The sequence below is a fragment of the Peribacillus sp. NPDC097197 genome (assembly GCF_050278025.1).
Taxonomy (GTDB): Bacteria; Bacillota; Bacilli; order Bacillales; family DSM-1321; genus Peribacillus.
The window spans coordinates 18,872-32,217 of the sequence record NZ_JBNNST010000013.1 but is presented as its reverse complement, the minus strand read 5'-3'; the positions used below and the strand labels follow the sequence as shown (position 1 = coordinate 32,217).

Below are 13,346 nucleotides of genomic sequence, written 5' to 3'. Positions count from 1 at the left end.
TCAAGACATCTGCTTTCTTTTTTTGACTTTTTTAATGAACATGGACACTGCGAAAGGGACAATTCCAAACCAGTGAGAAACTCTAGGCTCCTTATCCTCTTTCCGATGACGGCGCTTTTCTTTTCTTTCTCTCTTGGTTAAATTGAAATACTGTACGATTTGTTGTGTAATATATTTGATATAAGCGTTCGTAGACATACATTATCACCCATGACCAAGTATGCCCCATATTCGTATTCCATATTCGTATTCACCACAAATCGACACGTTAGTCCTTCAGTTTTTCTATCCATTCTATCACTCTACCTAGTTTTTTATCATATAGAATGATGATTCGGCCTGTTCGCTTATTTTTGGTGATAGAAGAAAATTCGATATAGGCATATCGCACATCCTGCTTCGTTAACCTATAGTGAACATCACCATTAGGATAGGCGATTTCCCCCTGAATGCTTTTGGGTACCTCATCCTCCCATTCGGCTGTCACTTCATTAACGGCCAGATGCACTAAGTGATCGGAAAGTAAGGTCTCTTCTACTTCTTTATAAAATTTTTTATCAATAATGAATTGATCAATCATCAGTATCGTGAACATGATAAAAACACTAGCTATAATCATAACCATTGGGAATATGACTCCTTTTTGATTATTCATCAGCCACCAACTCACTTTTAATGAAGGGATGGAACCTTCGTATAAAGGTCTGACCTGCTTTATCCGTTATATTGAGCACGATGACGTTGCCATCCTTTTCAACCTTCACATTCGAAATGTTCTGGAGTATGACCTCATGGCCCTCCCCGTTAACCCGTCTTCTAAGCTTGTCATTATATTGCTCGATTAAAGACAAATCCTCTCCTGAAAGTAAATATAATTTATTCCCCACAACATCCTGGCTTTTGGAGCTTCTGACTTCCTGTTGCATTTGCAACGTAAAGATCTCCCACTCTTTAGGATGTATTCTATTTTTTGTTCCTATCTGGGATTGAATGATTGAGAAAAACTGGAGGATAAAAAGGGAAAGGGTCAGCAGGATCATTAAGGAAAAGAGCATTTCAATCATGGTAAACCCTTCACTTTTTCGCAACATCACAAATCGATTCATACTTCCCCTTTGCATTTTCATATCGGACACATCCTTCAACCATATCCGGAAACTCCTTTTGGACATTCCAGGTCAATTCATACGATTTTTCCTGGTACGTAATTTCTTCGTGGATAGCCTGTATTTCCCCATCCATATATGCCAACAATCTTTCATACAGCAAATGATGGGCATCCGCCCTCAAAACTACGTTCTTACGATTGGACATCGAATCTTCAAGAATAGGAAGCATGGAAATCACTAGGAATACACAAATGGAAAAAGAGGCTATCATTTCTAAGTAGACGTATCCTTTACTGTTTCTCAATCCTGAACCTCCCTTTACCGATATTGACCACCAGCTTGTATTTCCCCTTTGAAGTATCAATGGTCATCGTACCGGCTTTTGAAGCATTTCCATATTGATTGAAATAAAAAGAAGCCCCTAATGTCCCATTCATGAACTGTACGTCCGGCGGTATCTTTCTCTCTAGTATCACTTCTTCCTTATAAGAGTAAATCGTGTAAATATCGTTATCCACATAGAAATAAATTAAGCTTTCGTGACTTATTGCATACTGTTGTGCATAAAAAATATCTTCATTCAATTGATTAAGGAACATCTTATTGTGCATTCCCTTTGAAAAACTTGGATATAGGTTAAGGCCTAGAGTGCTTAATAGAATAAATACCACAAGGACAATCAGGGTCTCGGACATGGTGAATCCTCCGGAGGAAGGGCTATCCTCCCCGAATTTTCTACTCAACGACTGTAACCTTTCCTTTATTGTCAATGCTGATGCTGTCCCCATTCGGACAGGATTTCTGTTTAAGGTATCCTTGAGTTTCCAAATCATTAATACCGGAAGGCAACTTGGAATTGTCTATCTCATAAGCTTGGACTTGGGCCTGAACCATTTTGACAAAAGCCTCACACCCCTTAGAATGGATGGTCGATTGATGCTTCGTGATGTTCGGTATGGTGATAATCAGCAGAATCGAGATGACGAGCAATACAATAAGCATTTCAATTAACGTAAAGCCTTTTTCGTTTAAATATTTCTTCATATTAATCTGCTAATTACGAAAATAACAAGAATGCACTCAATATTTTCTGAGCAGATTCACCTCCCATTTTTTCTTGTACCTTATATTCCATCTAGTAGAGAAAACATCGGCAATAAGACAGCCATATAAATAGAAATAATCAATAGCCCGATTATAGAAAAAAGAAGAGGTTGTATGACTTTCATGATGGTGTTCATCCTCTCTTCAATCTTTTCCAATAAAAAACGGCTGTAATGGAGTAACTCAGAATCAAGCCTGCCATACTTTTGTCCATTCGCTGCGATAATCGACAAGTTCTTATCAAAGTACGGTTGCTCTTGAAAGATGGTTTCTAGCGACCTGCCCTCCATTAAATCATCTTTAATGATGGAGCAAAGCTTTTGATAAAATGGTTGCTGCTGGTTTACGGAGAATAATTTAATGCTCTCATTAATAGAAAGTCCACCAGCGAGGAGACCGCTGAACTGACTTGCAAAAAAATACGTTTCATACAACTTGATGAAGGGTCCTGCCAACGGAATCTTCATCAATAATCGCCGTTGTCTTAATGGACATAGTTTGTCGAACCAGAATTGTTTGAATAAATAGAAGATAAGGAGCATTCCAAGTAGGATGAAGGGGATCAGCGGGAGGATGACTGAGGATGCAGCCAACACATTCAGGATCATATTCTGTTTAACATTCATCGTCTGAAAAATCGTCTGAAACTTGGGGAGAAGGACACTTTGCAGTACATAAAATACAATGCTCACAAAAAAGAACAGGAAAATCGGATAGATCATGAGTTTTTTCACTTTTTCTGTATCTTCCGTCCGTTTCTTCCAGTAGTCCCCACCTTCCTTCAATGCTCGATCAAGGTCGCCATATTGTTCGCCATAAAATATAAAACTTACAAGCTCTGGATGAAACGTAAGATTCGTCAACACTTGATGCAAAGGGTGCCCACTCCTTAAATCCTGAATGGCCTGATTGAAATCCCCAGCCTTTTTCTTGGATTCCTGAAATTCCAGGAAGTGGATCGCCTCGGCTAAAGGATAACCATGAGCTAATAATTCGCCCAGCTTCGTTATAAAGACAGCCTGTTCTTTCAACGTCCATTTACTTTTTGGTTTCTTCGTAAACCAACCGTTCAAATTCATCGAGATTCACATAGCCCATCGCTACCGCTTTCCCAATTTCGTCTTTCAGCTGACGATAGGTGGCTTTCCCCTTTCCTTTTTCCTCTTTCGTCACCTTCAAGACTTCCGCTAGACTTTTTCCAGTCAGCAACTCATATACGCTGGCCCTTTTATTTCGGTAGGTCATGGAACAATCGGGTGCACACTCGCCCTCACAATGCGGGCATTTCAATTCCACCAGTCTTTGCGCCGTCACACCAATCAAACTCTGTTCAATCTCCAGCCAGCTTACACCGAACTCTAGAAGCCTAGAAATGGCTCCTTGAGCATCCCTTGTATGCATAGTAGTAAGGATTAGATGCCCGGTCAATGCGGCCCGTACTGCAATCTTTGCCGTTTCGGAATCCCTAATTTCCCCGACCATGATAATATCGGGATCATGTCTAAGTACCGCTTTTAAACCGACTGAATACGTAATGCCGGCCTTTTCATTAATTTGGACCTGTAACACTTTATCAGATTCATTTTCTATAGGATCCTCAAGCGTGATGACATTTCGGTTAATCATTTCTTGTGCATGATGAAGCAAGGAGTATAATGTTGTCGTTTTCCCACTTCCAGTAGGACCCGTGAAAATGATCATCCCATGGGAATGTTTCAAAAGCGCTATCAGTTTTTGAGCGGTATTGGGAAATAAGGATAACTGTTCTAGAGGTAGGATATTCTGTTGAGGAATTAAACGGATAACCAAACTCTCGGAGTGAGCTGTGGGTAGGGTGGAAAGGCGAAGTCCAACCACTTTATTGGCGAGATTGACGGTAATGGCTCCGCTTTGGGGCCTTCTTTTCTCGCCAATATCCATTGCGGCAAGAAATTTAAGATGGGAAATAAGCCTCTCGGTTTCAAAAAAGGATAGGGTTTCTTGTGGTACGAGCTTGTTGTCGATTCTAAATTGAATAAGTGGACCTTCCTTGCGTGGTAAAACGTGGATGTCCGATGCCGAGAGTCTAATGGCACTGGTAAGGATTTTTTCTGCTGTTTTTTCAGTTGATATCAATCATTCATCACCTCCAGATTTTCTTGTAGTAGAATTTCGACGTTATAAGACAAATTCCTTCTAAATAAAAAAAATTCTCGAAAAAAAATTCGAGAATAGACTTATATGCTCATTTTCAATTCTGAGTTATGGGAAACCAAATTTCGTAAAGCATCTTCATTATAACCAATCACTAACTTTTCACCGTCTATGAGAATCGGACGTCTCAATAATTTAGGCTCATTCGTCAATAGATGGAGTACATCGGAAAGCATCATCTCATCAATGTTCACGTTTAATTTTTTGTACGCTTCGCTTCTTGTTGCCAATACCTCATCCATTCCTTCGGTTGTTAATTCAAGGATTCTCTTCAATTCTTCTTCATTCGGTGTATCTTTGAATAAATGACGCTCATCAAAGCTAACATGGTTGGCTTTCAACCACTTCTTTGTTTTACGGCAAGAAGTACAACTTGGATAAGAATAGAAAGTTAATCGATTCATCCTTCATCACTCTCCGTTCACAAATTATTGTTTTTGATTTCCATAATGGAATTGTACAATATTTGTATAACGTTTGTATATACATTTGCACTATAAATCCAATTGAAATGTGAACTTTTTCTTAAATAAGGGAAATTTGTTCTTTCTTTCATTCCAATTTTTTTTGCCTGTATTATAATATAATTAGTTAAACTTGGAATTTTAGGAGGGCACAATGGAACAAACGTTAAGAATTACCAACGTATTAGCCGATCCAACCCGATATTATATCTATCAATATATCGTGAATAATCATCAAGGAGTCTCAGTCCAGCAAATTGCAGACTCCTTTGAAATCCATCCAAATGTTGCCCGTCTTCATTTATCAAAACTTGAAGATGTTGATATGCTTACATCAGAGGCACGGAAAACTGGAAAAGGTGGCCGTCCGAGCAGGATTTACCACTTATCGGATAAAGTCATTCAACTTCATTTTCCTTTCAGGGATTATCAGTTACTTTCAAAAATTGCCATCCAGACTATGATGACACTCGGCGAAGCAGGCATACAGGCGCTCTATGAAACTGGAAAAACATTTGGAGAAGAGTTGATCCACCAACAAATCAAACTTAAATCAACCTCAATCGATGACTTGACCTTTGATGAAAAAGTCAACATGCTTAAAAATGCAGCATCAATTGCAGGGTTCTCTCCTGAAATACAGGCAGATGAGGCGGAAAATAAAATTCACTTCAGAATTTATAACTGTCCCTTTAAAGAAGTTGCCAAAGTTGACCCTAGCACTATCTGCACCATGCACAACTCCTTCTTAAAAGGAATGTTTGAGTCGTTGTTTACCAATGTCCACATCGTGGAATTGGATAATATGATGGAAAATTGCGTAACATGTTCTTATAAGGCATCCATCCTCGCCTAGAAACAAAAGGCATCCTTTACATTACCTTACAATTTCATTTATAATTATTTAGTATGAACACGACTAGACACAGGGAGGTATTCAGATGGAACGCATGTTTAGAGTTTGTGGATTTTGGACAGGGGTTATGGCAATTTTCTTTTATCTTGGCGATATGTACCAAACATCTTTACTTTTCTTCGCACAAACCGGATTTTTTGTACTATTGAGTTACCTGAAGTTGTCTGAACGCATGTATATTTACGTTTTCGGTGCCTATCTTACCGTTTTCTTTGCAGGATTTTCCTACTGGAGCGTATTTATGATGACCCCAGGCGCTGCACATTAAGAGCAAAATACATAACCCATGGACTCTTGGTCCATGGGTTTTATCATGTCTCATTCACGAAACAATTTCACCTTTTCGTCTATATTCTTTGTTTGTACTAAAACCCTAAAGTATTCACTTTGGCCTCCAGGCATGATTAAGCTTCGTATCGCACGGTTACGCTTAGCATGTTCGGAGAATGGGTTTGTTCCTTCGTGATTCCTCAGCCCTTCAAGAATTCCCCCTTTCAGTAAAAAGTCCCGTTGCACCAGGAGATCTCTCAAGGATAGACCCCGGTTAGTCCCAAGTTTGATTAGGGTATCAAAATGGATATGCGTAGTCAGATCCGCTTCCCCTGGTCGTTGGAGTATGTCATTGACCATGTTATGTTGATAAAAACCTCTTAAGCTACCTTGCTGATGAGCTGGTTCGCCCCATTCCAGTTCCGTATAGCCATAATCAAAGGTAAGGAGGATACCCGCATGGAGGCGATTAACGATTCTCTCAAATTCCTCTACCATCTTTAAAGGTACCTCATAACGCTGATTTTCTTTCAATGCAATATTATGCTCCTCCAGGTAGGAGTGGATTTCCTGATTTTCAAGGGATTCCTTTATTTCCACTAATTTATCTTCTTTCACCGTGATGAATATTTCTACAAGCTCTCCATTTTTCTTTTCGATAACATGGACCGGCAATGCATCAAAAAGTTCATTAGAAAACAAGATTCCCCTCACTATTGGGAAGTCTTCGAGATCAGTGGCAAAAACGACCTGTTTGCATGGGCGTATCCGTATTTGTTGCAGTTTCCTATGATAAGGACTGCTATCCACTAGGATATATGTAAAATCCTCCCACAGCATTGGTTCTTCTTCTCTCATATACTTGAGAATGTCATGGGCCAGCTTTCCATTTCCAGCCCCCATTTCAACGACACAAGGCGGCAACCCCCTTTCCTTCATTAAGAAGGCAAACCACCTAGCAAGGGTCCTACCAAATGCATCGCCAACATTACCAGATGTATAAAAGTCACCGTTCATACCAATCTTCTCTTTTTCACGCATATAATAGCCTAAAGTAGGTGAATAAAGAACAGCTTCCATATAGTCCTGATAGGATATTTTTTTATGTGGACTATTTCCTATCAGTTCATACAGGAACTTTTCCAAATTCCCACCTCCTTTTTTCGAGTACCTTCAGTATAATTACACGAGTCAAAATATTCAATCAATTATAATTCAAAGAAAAACAGGTACCTGATCCGGCACCTGTAGCATCTCTTATTTCAGAAAGGGATTCGTATTCTTTTCATCTAAAATGGTCGTAATGGGACCGTGCCCTGGAAAGACAATTGTATCATCAGAAAGGGGCAATAATTTCGTATCAATACTTTTTAAAAGCACTGATTCACTGCCACCTATCAAGTCCGTTCTTCCTACACTTCCCTGAAACAAGACGTCCCCGGAAAAGAGAAGCCGCTCTTCCTTTGCATAATAGGAGACGCTGCCCGGCGAGTGTCCCGGTGTTTCAAGCACTTCAAAAGTGAATCCGCCAATAGTAAGCTCCTGTTCGTTGGCAAGGATATGGTCTGCCGGCTTCATGCGCATCGGATTATCGGGGAACCAGTTCTGTGAACCATTCAGGGCAGGGTCAAGCAGCCATTTGGCCTCCCTTTCATGGATATACGCAGGAATTTCATAATGATCGCGGATGGCATCCAGTGCACCGATATGATCAAAATGTGCGTGGGTTAATAAAATGGCTAGCGGTTTAAACTTTTTGGTTTGTATGTACTGAATTATTTTCTGCGGCTCCTCGCCCGGGTCAATAATTAAGCACTTCTGTCCGTCGGAAACGATATAACAATTCGTTTGCAACGGTCCTAGAGGTATTTGAGTCCATTTCATCTTCAACAACTCCCATATTTTCATTACCCTTATCTTACACCAATTTGGATCTTTTGTTGATACAGTTTACCCATGACATAGAAGTGTCATCTTTTAGGCCTCGACAAATAATTGAAAAAATATTAAAATATTAACAAATGCAATCTTTTCTACATATTTTTGGTAGTTACTTAAATCTCTGGGTATATTATTAGGGATTGGGTTTTCAATTAGGGAAAAGGGGGTTTTGATATGGTATTAATGGTCATTTTCGGACTTGTGGCGATACTTGGTTTAGCAGCGGTAGTTACCACAATTAAAAAAAGAAACTTCTTGGGATTCATTTTCGCAGCAGGTAGTGCCGCCGTATTTGGCTGGTTTACTGTCATGACTATCATCAACAGCGGTTTTCCAGTTGCACATTAAAAGAAAAAGCTCGCCATGTGGCGAGCTTTTGATTTAGTCATTATATTTCTTAGAATAATTTTTTTATTTGATGGGTTTTCATATCAATGATTTTTTCAAATTGATTCCCATATAAGCATAGACTGCCATCAAGCGAACAGCTCAATGGTTCATTTTCCATGTCCTTCATCAATTCTTCTTGTGTACCCGTTTCCCAATTCAATTTAGTTAAAGTAAACTTACTTTCATATTGGTCAGCGTCTTTTGATCCTACAGGAACGAACGTTAAAAGTTCCTTATTCTTTTCAATCATGTCATAGGCTGGTATAACCCAATCTGAAAAGCTTTTCAATAGTGGTACGGAAAAAGAATGGATCGGTTTGTTTGTCTCATCATAAAATGCGTATGTACCTCGATCTTGTTTTTCTGTCTCCACTTGAATAGTCATAAGCGCGTGTTTCACTTTTTTAAAATGAATGACATCCAGCATTAAGTTTTCCACTGTCCCATCATTCAACGCTTTTCTTTCTAAAGGAGCCGTCAAAGCGGGTTCTTCCCTATCCCAATCAAGAAACATCAACCCATTTCCACTATCCCATTGAGCGAAAGGCTGTGGAAAATCAAGGGAATGAACCGTTTGCTCTTCTGGGTTTATCACATAACTGCTGTATGTCCAATCTTCATAAAAACTGGTTAGAAACAACATATCCTCTTGGAACGAATTCCACTCAAAAGATAATTCGTAGGCAGGTAACACGAGAGAATATTGTGGGTTACCCGTTCGGTCCAAGATTGTAATCGCCGTTTTACCTGCTGATGTGAAGGAAGAAATCAACACATGTGCCCCTGTTGGACTGATTGACACTTCACTAAAATCCGAAGAAGGCTGATAAAAAACAGCTGAAGTATTCGTTTTCAAATTCCATTCCATCAGCTGTGGTGAATCCATACCATCTTTCTTTTCGGAAAACAAAATGGTGTTGGAATCGAGCCAACCATAAATAGCTTCGATTTTTCCCTTTTCTGAAGCCGGGATTTCTAATGTGCTCAATGAAGATTCCTGATTGTGTTGGGATTTTTCTTTTTCCGTATCAGCTACGGGTTTACTAAGGTCATTGGAAGGCTCACAAGCCGAGAGAAGAAGGGTAGTGGAGATACACAACAAAACGATACTTACCATCTTACAGATAGGCAGCAATTGAGTGAGGGCTGCATTAAACACTTTAATCTCCACACACCTTCCTTTGAAACTAAACGCCTGGCATATGTGTGAGCAAGACATTAGAAAGAGTAAGAGATTACAAATGAACCTCTTATGTTCTTCATTATAAAGTAAAAAAGAAGAAATGTGGCGATTAATCACCTTATATTTATTTGGAAGTATATTCCGACAAAAATCATGGTCACATATATAATGCCGCCATTAAAATATGCACAGATTCTTCATATATAGAAGGAAACTGGGATAAAGGAAGCGGGTTGATCCCCTTGCCCAACTCTATTGTATAGGCCTCTTTCCTGAATTCTTGAATGAACCAATCTTTATAGCCTGCATGACTGTCAACATATTGAACGGCACGGTACCCGCTTCTCGCTTCAAACTCTTTAGCGATTTCCTCACTTTGCTTAGGCTCCCATCCTTCATACCCCCAGTAAAACTCTTTACCTTGCGTATGGAGTGCCAAGACTCTGCAAAAGTTCCGCTTCTCTGCCAATTCTTTCATGGCAATTGCTTCCGGCTCCGACAAACACACCTCACCGGGAAAATCCCTCGGTGCAGGTGCCTGTGGTACTTTTCTTTGTTTTTCTATCTCCCACTTGGCAGGGTATTGATTGTTCAAATCAACCCCGCGTATATTCGCCTTCCAGGCATAAAAAGCAGGGTTGCCATTATTCATTTCGAGCACATCTACGCACCCCTCCGCCGCTTCCTCCCCCTTAAGTACAAGGTCTACGCCATCAGGGTTGACCATAGGAACGACCGAAATGGTCACTTCCTGAAAAAAAGGCAAACACGCTATGCCGCATATGCGATCATCGTTGCTTAGGGCGAGAAGCAAATCATTAAGCCATTTCATTAAAATGGCCGAGGTGATCCATTCATTTGCATGAAATGAACCATTAAAATGGATGACTTTTTCACCTTGGCCGATTCTTACTTCCAACAGCTCTTTGCCTAACACACTCTTTCCAATCGACTCCACCTTGATAAATGGGTAATGTACGGTTAAAGCCTCCAAATCATCCAGAAGTGACTGATAATCATAGAACTTGACCGGATTAAGCAGAGGGCCCATGATTCGAACGGGTACTGAAAAAGGTCCTTGGTTTGACTGATTAACCAGGATCAATGCATCCAGCGGCAAATGATAGTGTTTGGAGATTGTCACCAGATCAAAATCGTTCCTTGACTCCTTCTGAAGAATAAACCCCGGTATGTTCACATAAAGTCCTTCCTGCAGAATGCCTTGGATATCTCTGTTAGCCTCCTCCACCAACACCTGTGGGATTTGAAACAGTTTACTGTAATAGTCCAAACTGTCACCATTCCTACTTATGATTATCATCCACTATCGTCCCCTTTCATTCCTTAATATTTATGAAATGAAAAAGGGAAACATGTAAGAACCTCCCCTTTTAAAGGACCCTTTCTTTTCCATGGACATTGACCGAGCCAAACAATACCTACATTCAGTTCCCGTCACTTCTTTTGCAATATTCCATCTATTCATCATCCACCCATGCCTATATAATCGGTTGAATCATTACAAGTAAGATCATGATGGATTTAACCGATTTTTAATAAGCCAGGCAGCCCCTATGACCCCGGCATCATTTCCAAGGGTTGCTAGATGGATTTTTGTCGATTTGCGAACTCGTTTAAAAGAATAAAGTTCAAATGCCTTACGGACTGGTTCCAGGAGTATATCTCCAGCATTAGAAACCCCTCCGCCGATAACGATTTTTTCAGGATTCATGACATTGCCAACATGGGATAATGCCAGTCCTAAATAATTGCCCACACGATCCACCACAGATTTAGACAAAGAATCTCCTGCTAGTGCGCATTGAAAAAGCAATTTGGAGGATAGCGGATTTCCCTCTTGTATTCTTTCTTGTAGCAGAGAGGGTTCGTCCGCCATTCCCAATGCTTCTGATGCAAGTCGGACAATTCCAGTTGCCGAAGCAACCGTTTCCAAGCAGCCAACCTTGCCACAGTTACAGGGAGCCCCTCCTTCTGTAACGACGGTCATATGACCAATTTCCCCAGCTGCTCCGCTTATACCATGTACGATTTTGCCATTATGGATGACCCCTCCGCCTACCCCTGTTCCAAGCGTTACACACACAAGGTCTTTAGCTCCTTCTCCAGCGCCTTTCCACATCTCGCCCAATGCCGCCATATTAGCATCATTGTCGATCACGGCCGGAAGAGATGTCTCCACTTCCAATAAATCCTTCAATGGGTAGTCTTTCCAACCGAGATTGACCGCTTCATAAATGGATCCGTTGGTAAAGTTGACGGGGCCCGGGGCACCCATTCCGATACCTAGCATTTTACTTTTCGGTTCATTGAGTTCCTCAAGCTTTGCATCAATCGCCTTTGCAATATTCATGGTGATGTTCTTTCCATTTTCGGAAATGTCAGTCGCAATTTCCCACTTATGAATAATCTCTCCGTAAACATTGATTAAGGCAAGCTTGGTTGTGGTTCCGCCCAAGTCAACCCCTAACAGCACCTTTTCCATCGTATCACCTTTTTTTATCATTTTTTTCTCTTTCAATAGCCAATTGCTGCCTAATCAAGAGTATCGCCATCTGGTAATCCTTCGTGTCCATCATTTGCATTTGATGGATTTCCCTGATTTCAGATTCCATCATTTCCAACTCAGCCACACGATCACCGAAATAAATGAATGTCCCAAACTTTTTCAAGTATTGTTGTAAATCATAGTATGTTTTCATATTAAACCTCTTTACTATTTTCTCCATACAGCATAATCAATTTGCCATGTGAATCCTCTAATGTTATTTTTCAGTACTTCTTGTCCAGCACCATTCATATGATGAAACAGTGGGTATTTCCATCTAGCATTCCGTTTATTCATTTTTCTTTTTAAATGAACTTGTTTATAGCATACAGCCAAAAACGGAGGCGAAAAATGAAACTACAATTGAAGTATACCGTTTTTTTAATGGTAGCTGCCATCTTTATTATCCTATATTTTTCGGACACACACCAGGTAGAGGAAACGATCATTTATTTCCCAATTGACTCTTCCCTCCAATTTGAACATGCTTCTACTCATTTGGTAGCGAAAGAAACAGGAAAGGACGCCTATTCCCTTACATGGAAAGTTCACTCCTCATTGGATCAGACAGCCTATTTGCGTCAGGACGTTTCACTCCTTTACAAGAATGGGAATCTAGAAGGCACGTTAAAAAACTGGAAACAAAATCGACAAGAGCTCTCACAGTCAGACAAATTCAAGGAAAAAGAAAGTGGGCGTTATGATGCGATAACCTTTCATTATGCCGAATTACACCCTTCTGATACCATTTTCACAAGCGCACAACAATTAAGTAAAGACAAACTATATGCCATATCCACACCTGATTTTCAATCTTTCCATAATCCCCTTTCCGAGGAACAGAAGGAGTGGAAACATGTCCTGGACAGTGTAACCAAGAATATTACCCAAAATAGTTTACAAAAAGCCGAAGAACACTTTGATATTGACCCAAATCAATATAAAGTGATCTCTCTAACCGATTTACCGGCCAGAAAAAATCAGTGGCTTTCAAGCTTTCCTTCATTCCAGCGGGAAGAAATTGTCGGTAAACTTTGGGAAGGCCTTTATAAAAATTATGTAATAAGCATAAAAAAAGAGGACGGTACCACCTTGAGTCCACAAGGCAGTACCATCCCCCTATTGTTAGTAGCCAAAGATAAAAGGGAAGTCCTCGTCTTATTTTCCGGTAAAGACGGCACCCCATATTTGCTAAGGCAAAAATTATAGA

19 protein-coding genes are annotated in these 13,346 nt (G+C 40.2%); 4 read left to right on the top strand and 15 right to left on the bottom strand.

The genetic code is table 11. The features are described 5' to 3' along the window. The 9 genes from ACQKL6_RS16170 to ACQKL6_RS16130 all read right to left on the bottom strand — a co-directional run bounded on the left by ACQKL6_RS16170 (position 1) and on the right by ACQKL6_RS16130 (position 4,810). Complete coding sequence (locus tag ACQKL6_RS16170; RefSeq protein ID WP_402869469.1) at positions 1 to 198, bottom strand: YqzE family protein; 198 nt, start codon at positions 196 to 198, stop codon at positions 1 to 3. 70 nt (positions 199 to 268) lie between these two features. Further along, complete coding sequence (gene comGG, locus ACQKL6_RS16165) at positions 269 to 655, bottom strand: competence type IV pilus minor pilin ComGG (RefSeq protein WP_427651473.1); 387 nt, start codon at positions 653 to 655, stop codon at positions 269 to 271. Then, complete coding sequence (gene comGF / locus ACQKL6_RS16160; protein WP_402869473.1) at positions 648 to 1,127, bottom strand: competence type IV pilus minor pilin ComGF; 480 nt, start codon at positions 1,125 to 1,127, stop codon at positions 648 to 650. Before comGF ends, comGG begins: the two co-directional genes overlap by 8 nt. Next, entirely contained in the window at positions 1,075 to 1,413 is a 339-nt protein-coding gene (locus ACQKL6_RS16155; protein ID WP_402869475.1) for a hypothetical protein, read from the bottom strand. The genes comGF and ACQKL6_RS16155 overlap by 53 nt, the downstream gene beginning before the upstream one ends. After that, positions 1,400 to 1,804, bottom strand: a complete 405-nt coding sequence (gene comGD / locus ACQKL6_RS16150) for a competence type IV pilus minor pilin ComGD (protein ID WP_402956545.1) — start codon at positions 1,802 to 1,804, stop codon at positions 1,400 to 1,402. Before comGD ends, ACQKL6_RS16155 begins: the two co-directional genes overlap by 14 nt. A gap of 40 nt (positions 1,805 to 1,844) precedes the next feature. After that, positions 1,845 to 2,153, bottom strand: coding sequence for a competence type IV pilus major pilin ComGC (gene comGC / locus ACQKL6_RS16145; protein ID WP_402869479.1), 309 nt, complete (start codon positions 2,151 to 2,153; stop codon positions 1,845 to 1,847). A gap of 80 nt (positions 2,154 to 2,233) precedes the next feature. Next, on the bottom strand, positions 2,234 to 3,292 hold the full coding sequence (comGB, locus tag ACQKL6_RS16140; protein WP_402956543.1) for a competence type IV pilus assembly protein ComGB: 1,059 nt from the start codon (positions 3,290 to 3,292) through the stop codon (positions 2,234 to 2,236). Further along, positions 3,252 to 4,328, bottom strand: coding sequence for a competence type IV pilus ATPase ComGA (gene comGA / locus ACQKL6_RS16135; protein ID WP_403079302.1), 1,077 nt, complete (start codon positions 4,326 to 4,328; stop codon positions 3,252 to 3,254). The genes comGB and comGA overlap by 41 nt, the downstream gene beginning before the upstream one ends. A 101-nt stretch (positions 4,329 to 4,429) precedes the next feature. Further along, complete coding sequence (locus tag ACQKL6_RS16130) at positions 4,430 to 4,810, bottom strand: Spx/MgsR family RNA polymerase-binding regulatory protein (protein ID WP_427651472.1); 381 nt, start codon at positions 4,808 to 4,810, stop codon at positions 4,430 to 4,432. A gap of 214 nt (positions 4,811 to 5,024) precedes the next feature. Between ACQKL6_RS16130 and ACQKL6_RS16125 the strand changes: the two genes are divergently transcribed. Continuing rightward, on the top strand, positions 5,025 to 5,726 hold the full coding sequence (locus ACQKL6_RS16125; protein ID WP_402869487.1) for a helix-turn-helix transcriptional regulator: 702 nt from the start codon (positions 5,025 to 5,027) through the stop codon (positions 5,724 to 5,726). An 85-nt stretch (positions 5,727 to 5,811) separates the two neighbouring features. Then, positions 5,812 to 6,054, top strand: coding sequence for a DUF2626 domain-containing protein (locus tag ACQKL6_RS16120; RefSeq protein WP_402869489.1), 243 nt, complete (start codon positions 5,812 to 5,814; stop codon positions 6,052 to 6,054). Positions 6,055 to 6,104: 50 nt separating this feature from the next. Here the strand turns inward: ACQKL6_RS16120 and ACQKL6_RS16115 are convergent, their stop codons facing one another. Together ACQKL6_RS16115 and ACQKL6_RS16110 are read right to left on the bottom strand one after the other, a co-directional pair. After that, the gene (locus tag ACQKL6_RS16115; RefSeq protein ID WP_427651470.1) at positions 6,105 to 7,202 is read right to left on the bottom strand and encodes a class I SAM-dependent methyltransferase; all 1,098 of its coding nucleotides are present in this window, start codon (positions 7,200 to 7,202) and stop codon (positions 6,105 to 6,107) included. A 111-nt stretch (positions 7,203 to 7,313) separates the two neighbouring features. Continuing rightward, positions 7,314 to 7,940 (bottom strand): MBL fold metallo-hydrolase, encoded by a 627-nt coding sequence (locus ACQKL6_RS16110; RefSeq protein ID WP_402869493.1) that lies wholly within the window; start codon positions 7,938 to 7,940, stop codon positions 7,314 to 7,316. A 231-nt stretch (positions 7,941 to 8,171) separates the two neighbouring features. On the opposite strand from ACQKL6_RS16110, the gene ACQKL6_RS16105 reads away from it, so the two are divergent. Beyond that, on the top strand, positions 8,172 to 8,345 hold the full coding sequence (locus ACQKL6_RS16105; RefSeq protein WP_402869495.1) for a DUF2759 domain-containing protein: 174 nt from the start codon (positions 8,172 to 8,174) through the stop codon (positions 8,343 to 8,345). 49 nt (positions 8,346 to 8,394) lie between these two features. Here ACQKL6_RS16105 and ACQKL6_RS16100 read toward each other — a convergent pair whose 3' ends face one another. From ACQKL6_RS16100 to ACQKL6_RS16085, 4 genes are all read right to left on the bottom strand, one after another. After that, on the bottom strand, positions 8,395 to 9,558 hold the full coding sequence (locus ACQKL6_RS16100; protein WP_427651469.1) for a hypothetical protein: 1,164 nt from the start codon (positions 9,556 to 9,558) through the stop codon (positions 8,395 to 8,397). A 169-nt stretch (positions 9,559 to 9,727) separates the two neighbouring features. After that, positions 9,728 to 10,891, bottom strand: coding sequence for a M14 family metallopeptidase (locus ACQKL6_RS16095; RefSeq protein ID WP_402956533.1), 1,164 nt, complete (start codon positions 10,889 to 10,891; stop codon positions 9,728 to 9,730). 210 nt (positions 10,892 to 11,101) lie between these two features. Beyond that, entirely contained in the window at positions 11,102 to 12,073 is a 972-nt protein-coding gene (locus ACQKL6_RS16090) for an ROK family glucokinase (protein ID WP_402987334.1), read from the bottom strand. A gap of 4 nt (positions 12,074 to 12,077) precedes the next feature. Next, positions 12,078 to 12,290 carry a YqgQ family protein gene (locus ACQKL6_RS16085; protein ID WP_402869501.1) on the bottom strand — a complete coding sequence of 71 codons (213 nt, stop codon included), beginning with the start codon at positions 12,288 to 12,290 and terminating at the stop codon, positions 12,078 to 12,080. Positions 12,291 to 12,487: 197 nt separating this feature from the next. Between ACQKL6_RS16085 and ACQKL6_RS16080 the strand changes: the two genes are divergently transcribed. Beyond that, positions 12,488 to 13,345, top strand: a complete 858-nt coding sequence (locus tag ACQKL6_RS16080; protein ID WP_427651468.1) for a hypothetical protein — start codon at positions 12,488 to 12,490, stop codon at positions 13,343 to 13,345. Position 13,346: the final 1 nt, after the last annotated feature.

Excerpts from the sequence above, each read along its gene's own strand:
- comGB (WP_402956543.1), bottom strand. The coding sequence starts at position 3,292 with ATGAATTTGAACGGTTGGTTTACGAAGAAACCAAAAAGTAAATGGACG.
- ACQKL6_RS16095 (WP_402956533.1), bottom strand. The coding sequence starts at position 10,891 with ATGATAATCATAAGTAGGAATGGTGACAGTTTGGACTATTACAGTAAA.
- comGF (WP_402869473.1), bottom strand. The coding sequence starts at position 1,127 with ATGAAAATGCAAAGGGGAAGTATGAATCGATTTGTGATGTTGCGAAAA.
- ACQKL6_RS16125 (WP_402869487.1), top strand. The coding sequence starts at position 5,025 with ATGGAACAAACGTTAAGAATTACCAACGTATTAGCCGATCCAACCCGA.
- comGD (WP_402956545.1), bottom strand. The coding sequence starts at position 1,804 with ATGTCCGAGACCCTGATTGTCCTTGTGGTATTTATTCTATTAAGCACT.
- ACQKL6_RS16085 (WP_402869501.1), bottom strand. The coding sequence starts at position 12,290 with ATGAAAACATACTATGATTTACAACAATACTTGAAAAAGTTTGGGACA.
- ACQKL6_RS16170 (WP_402869469.1), bottom strand. The coding sequence starts at position 198 with ATGTCTACGAACGCTTATATCAAATATATTACACAACAAATCGTACAG.
- comGG (WP_427651473.1), bottom strand. The coding sequence starts at position 655 with ATGAATAATCAAAAAGGAGTCATATTCCCAATGGTTATGATTATAGCT.
- ACQKL6_RS16130 (WP_427651472.1), bottom strand. The coding sequence starts at position 4,810 with ATGAATCGATTAACTTTCTATTCTTATCCAAGTTGTACTTCTTGCCGT.
- ACQKL6_RS16120 (WP_402869489.1), top strand. The coding sequence starts at position 5,812 with ATGGAACGCATGTTTAGAGTTTGTGGATTTTGGACAGGGGTTATGGCA.
- comGC (WP_402869479.1), bottom strand. The coding sequence starts at position 2,153 with ATGAAGAAATATTTAAACGAAAAAGGCTTTACGTTAATTGAAATGCTT.
- ACQKL6_RS16090 (WP_402987334.1), bottom strand. The coding sequence starts at position 12,073 with ATGGAAAAGGTGCTGTTAGGGGTTGACTTGGGCGGAACCACAACCAAG.
- ACQKL6_RS16080 (WP_427651468.1), top strand. The coding sequence starts at position 12,488 with ATGAAACTACAATTGAAGTATACCGTTTTTTTAATGGTAGCTGCCATC.
- ACQKL6_RS16110 (WP_402869493.1), bottom strand. The coding sequence starts at position 7,940 with ATGAAATGGACTCAAATACCTCTAGGACCGTTGCAAACGAATTGTTAT.
- ACQKL6_RS16105 (WP_402869495.1), top strand. The coding sequence starts at position 8,172 with ATGGTATTAATGGTCATTTTCGGACTTGTGGCGATACTTGGTTTAGCA.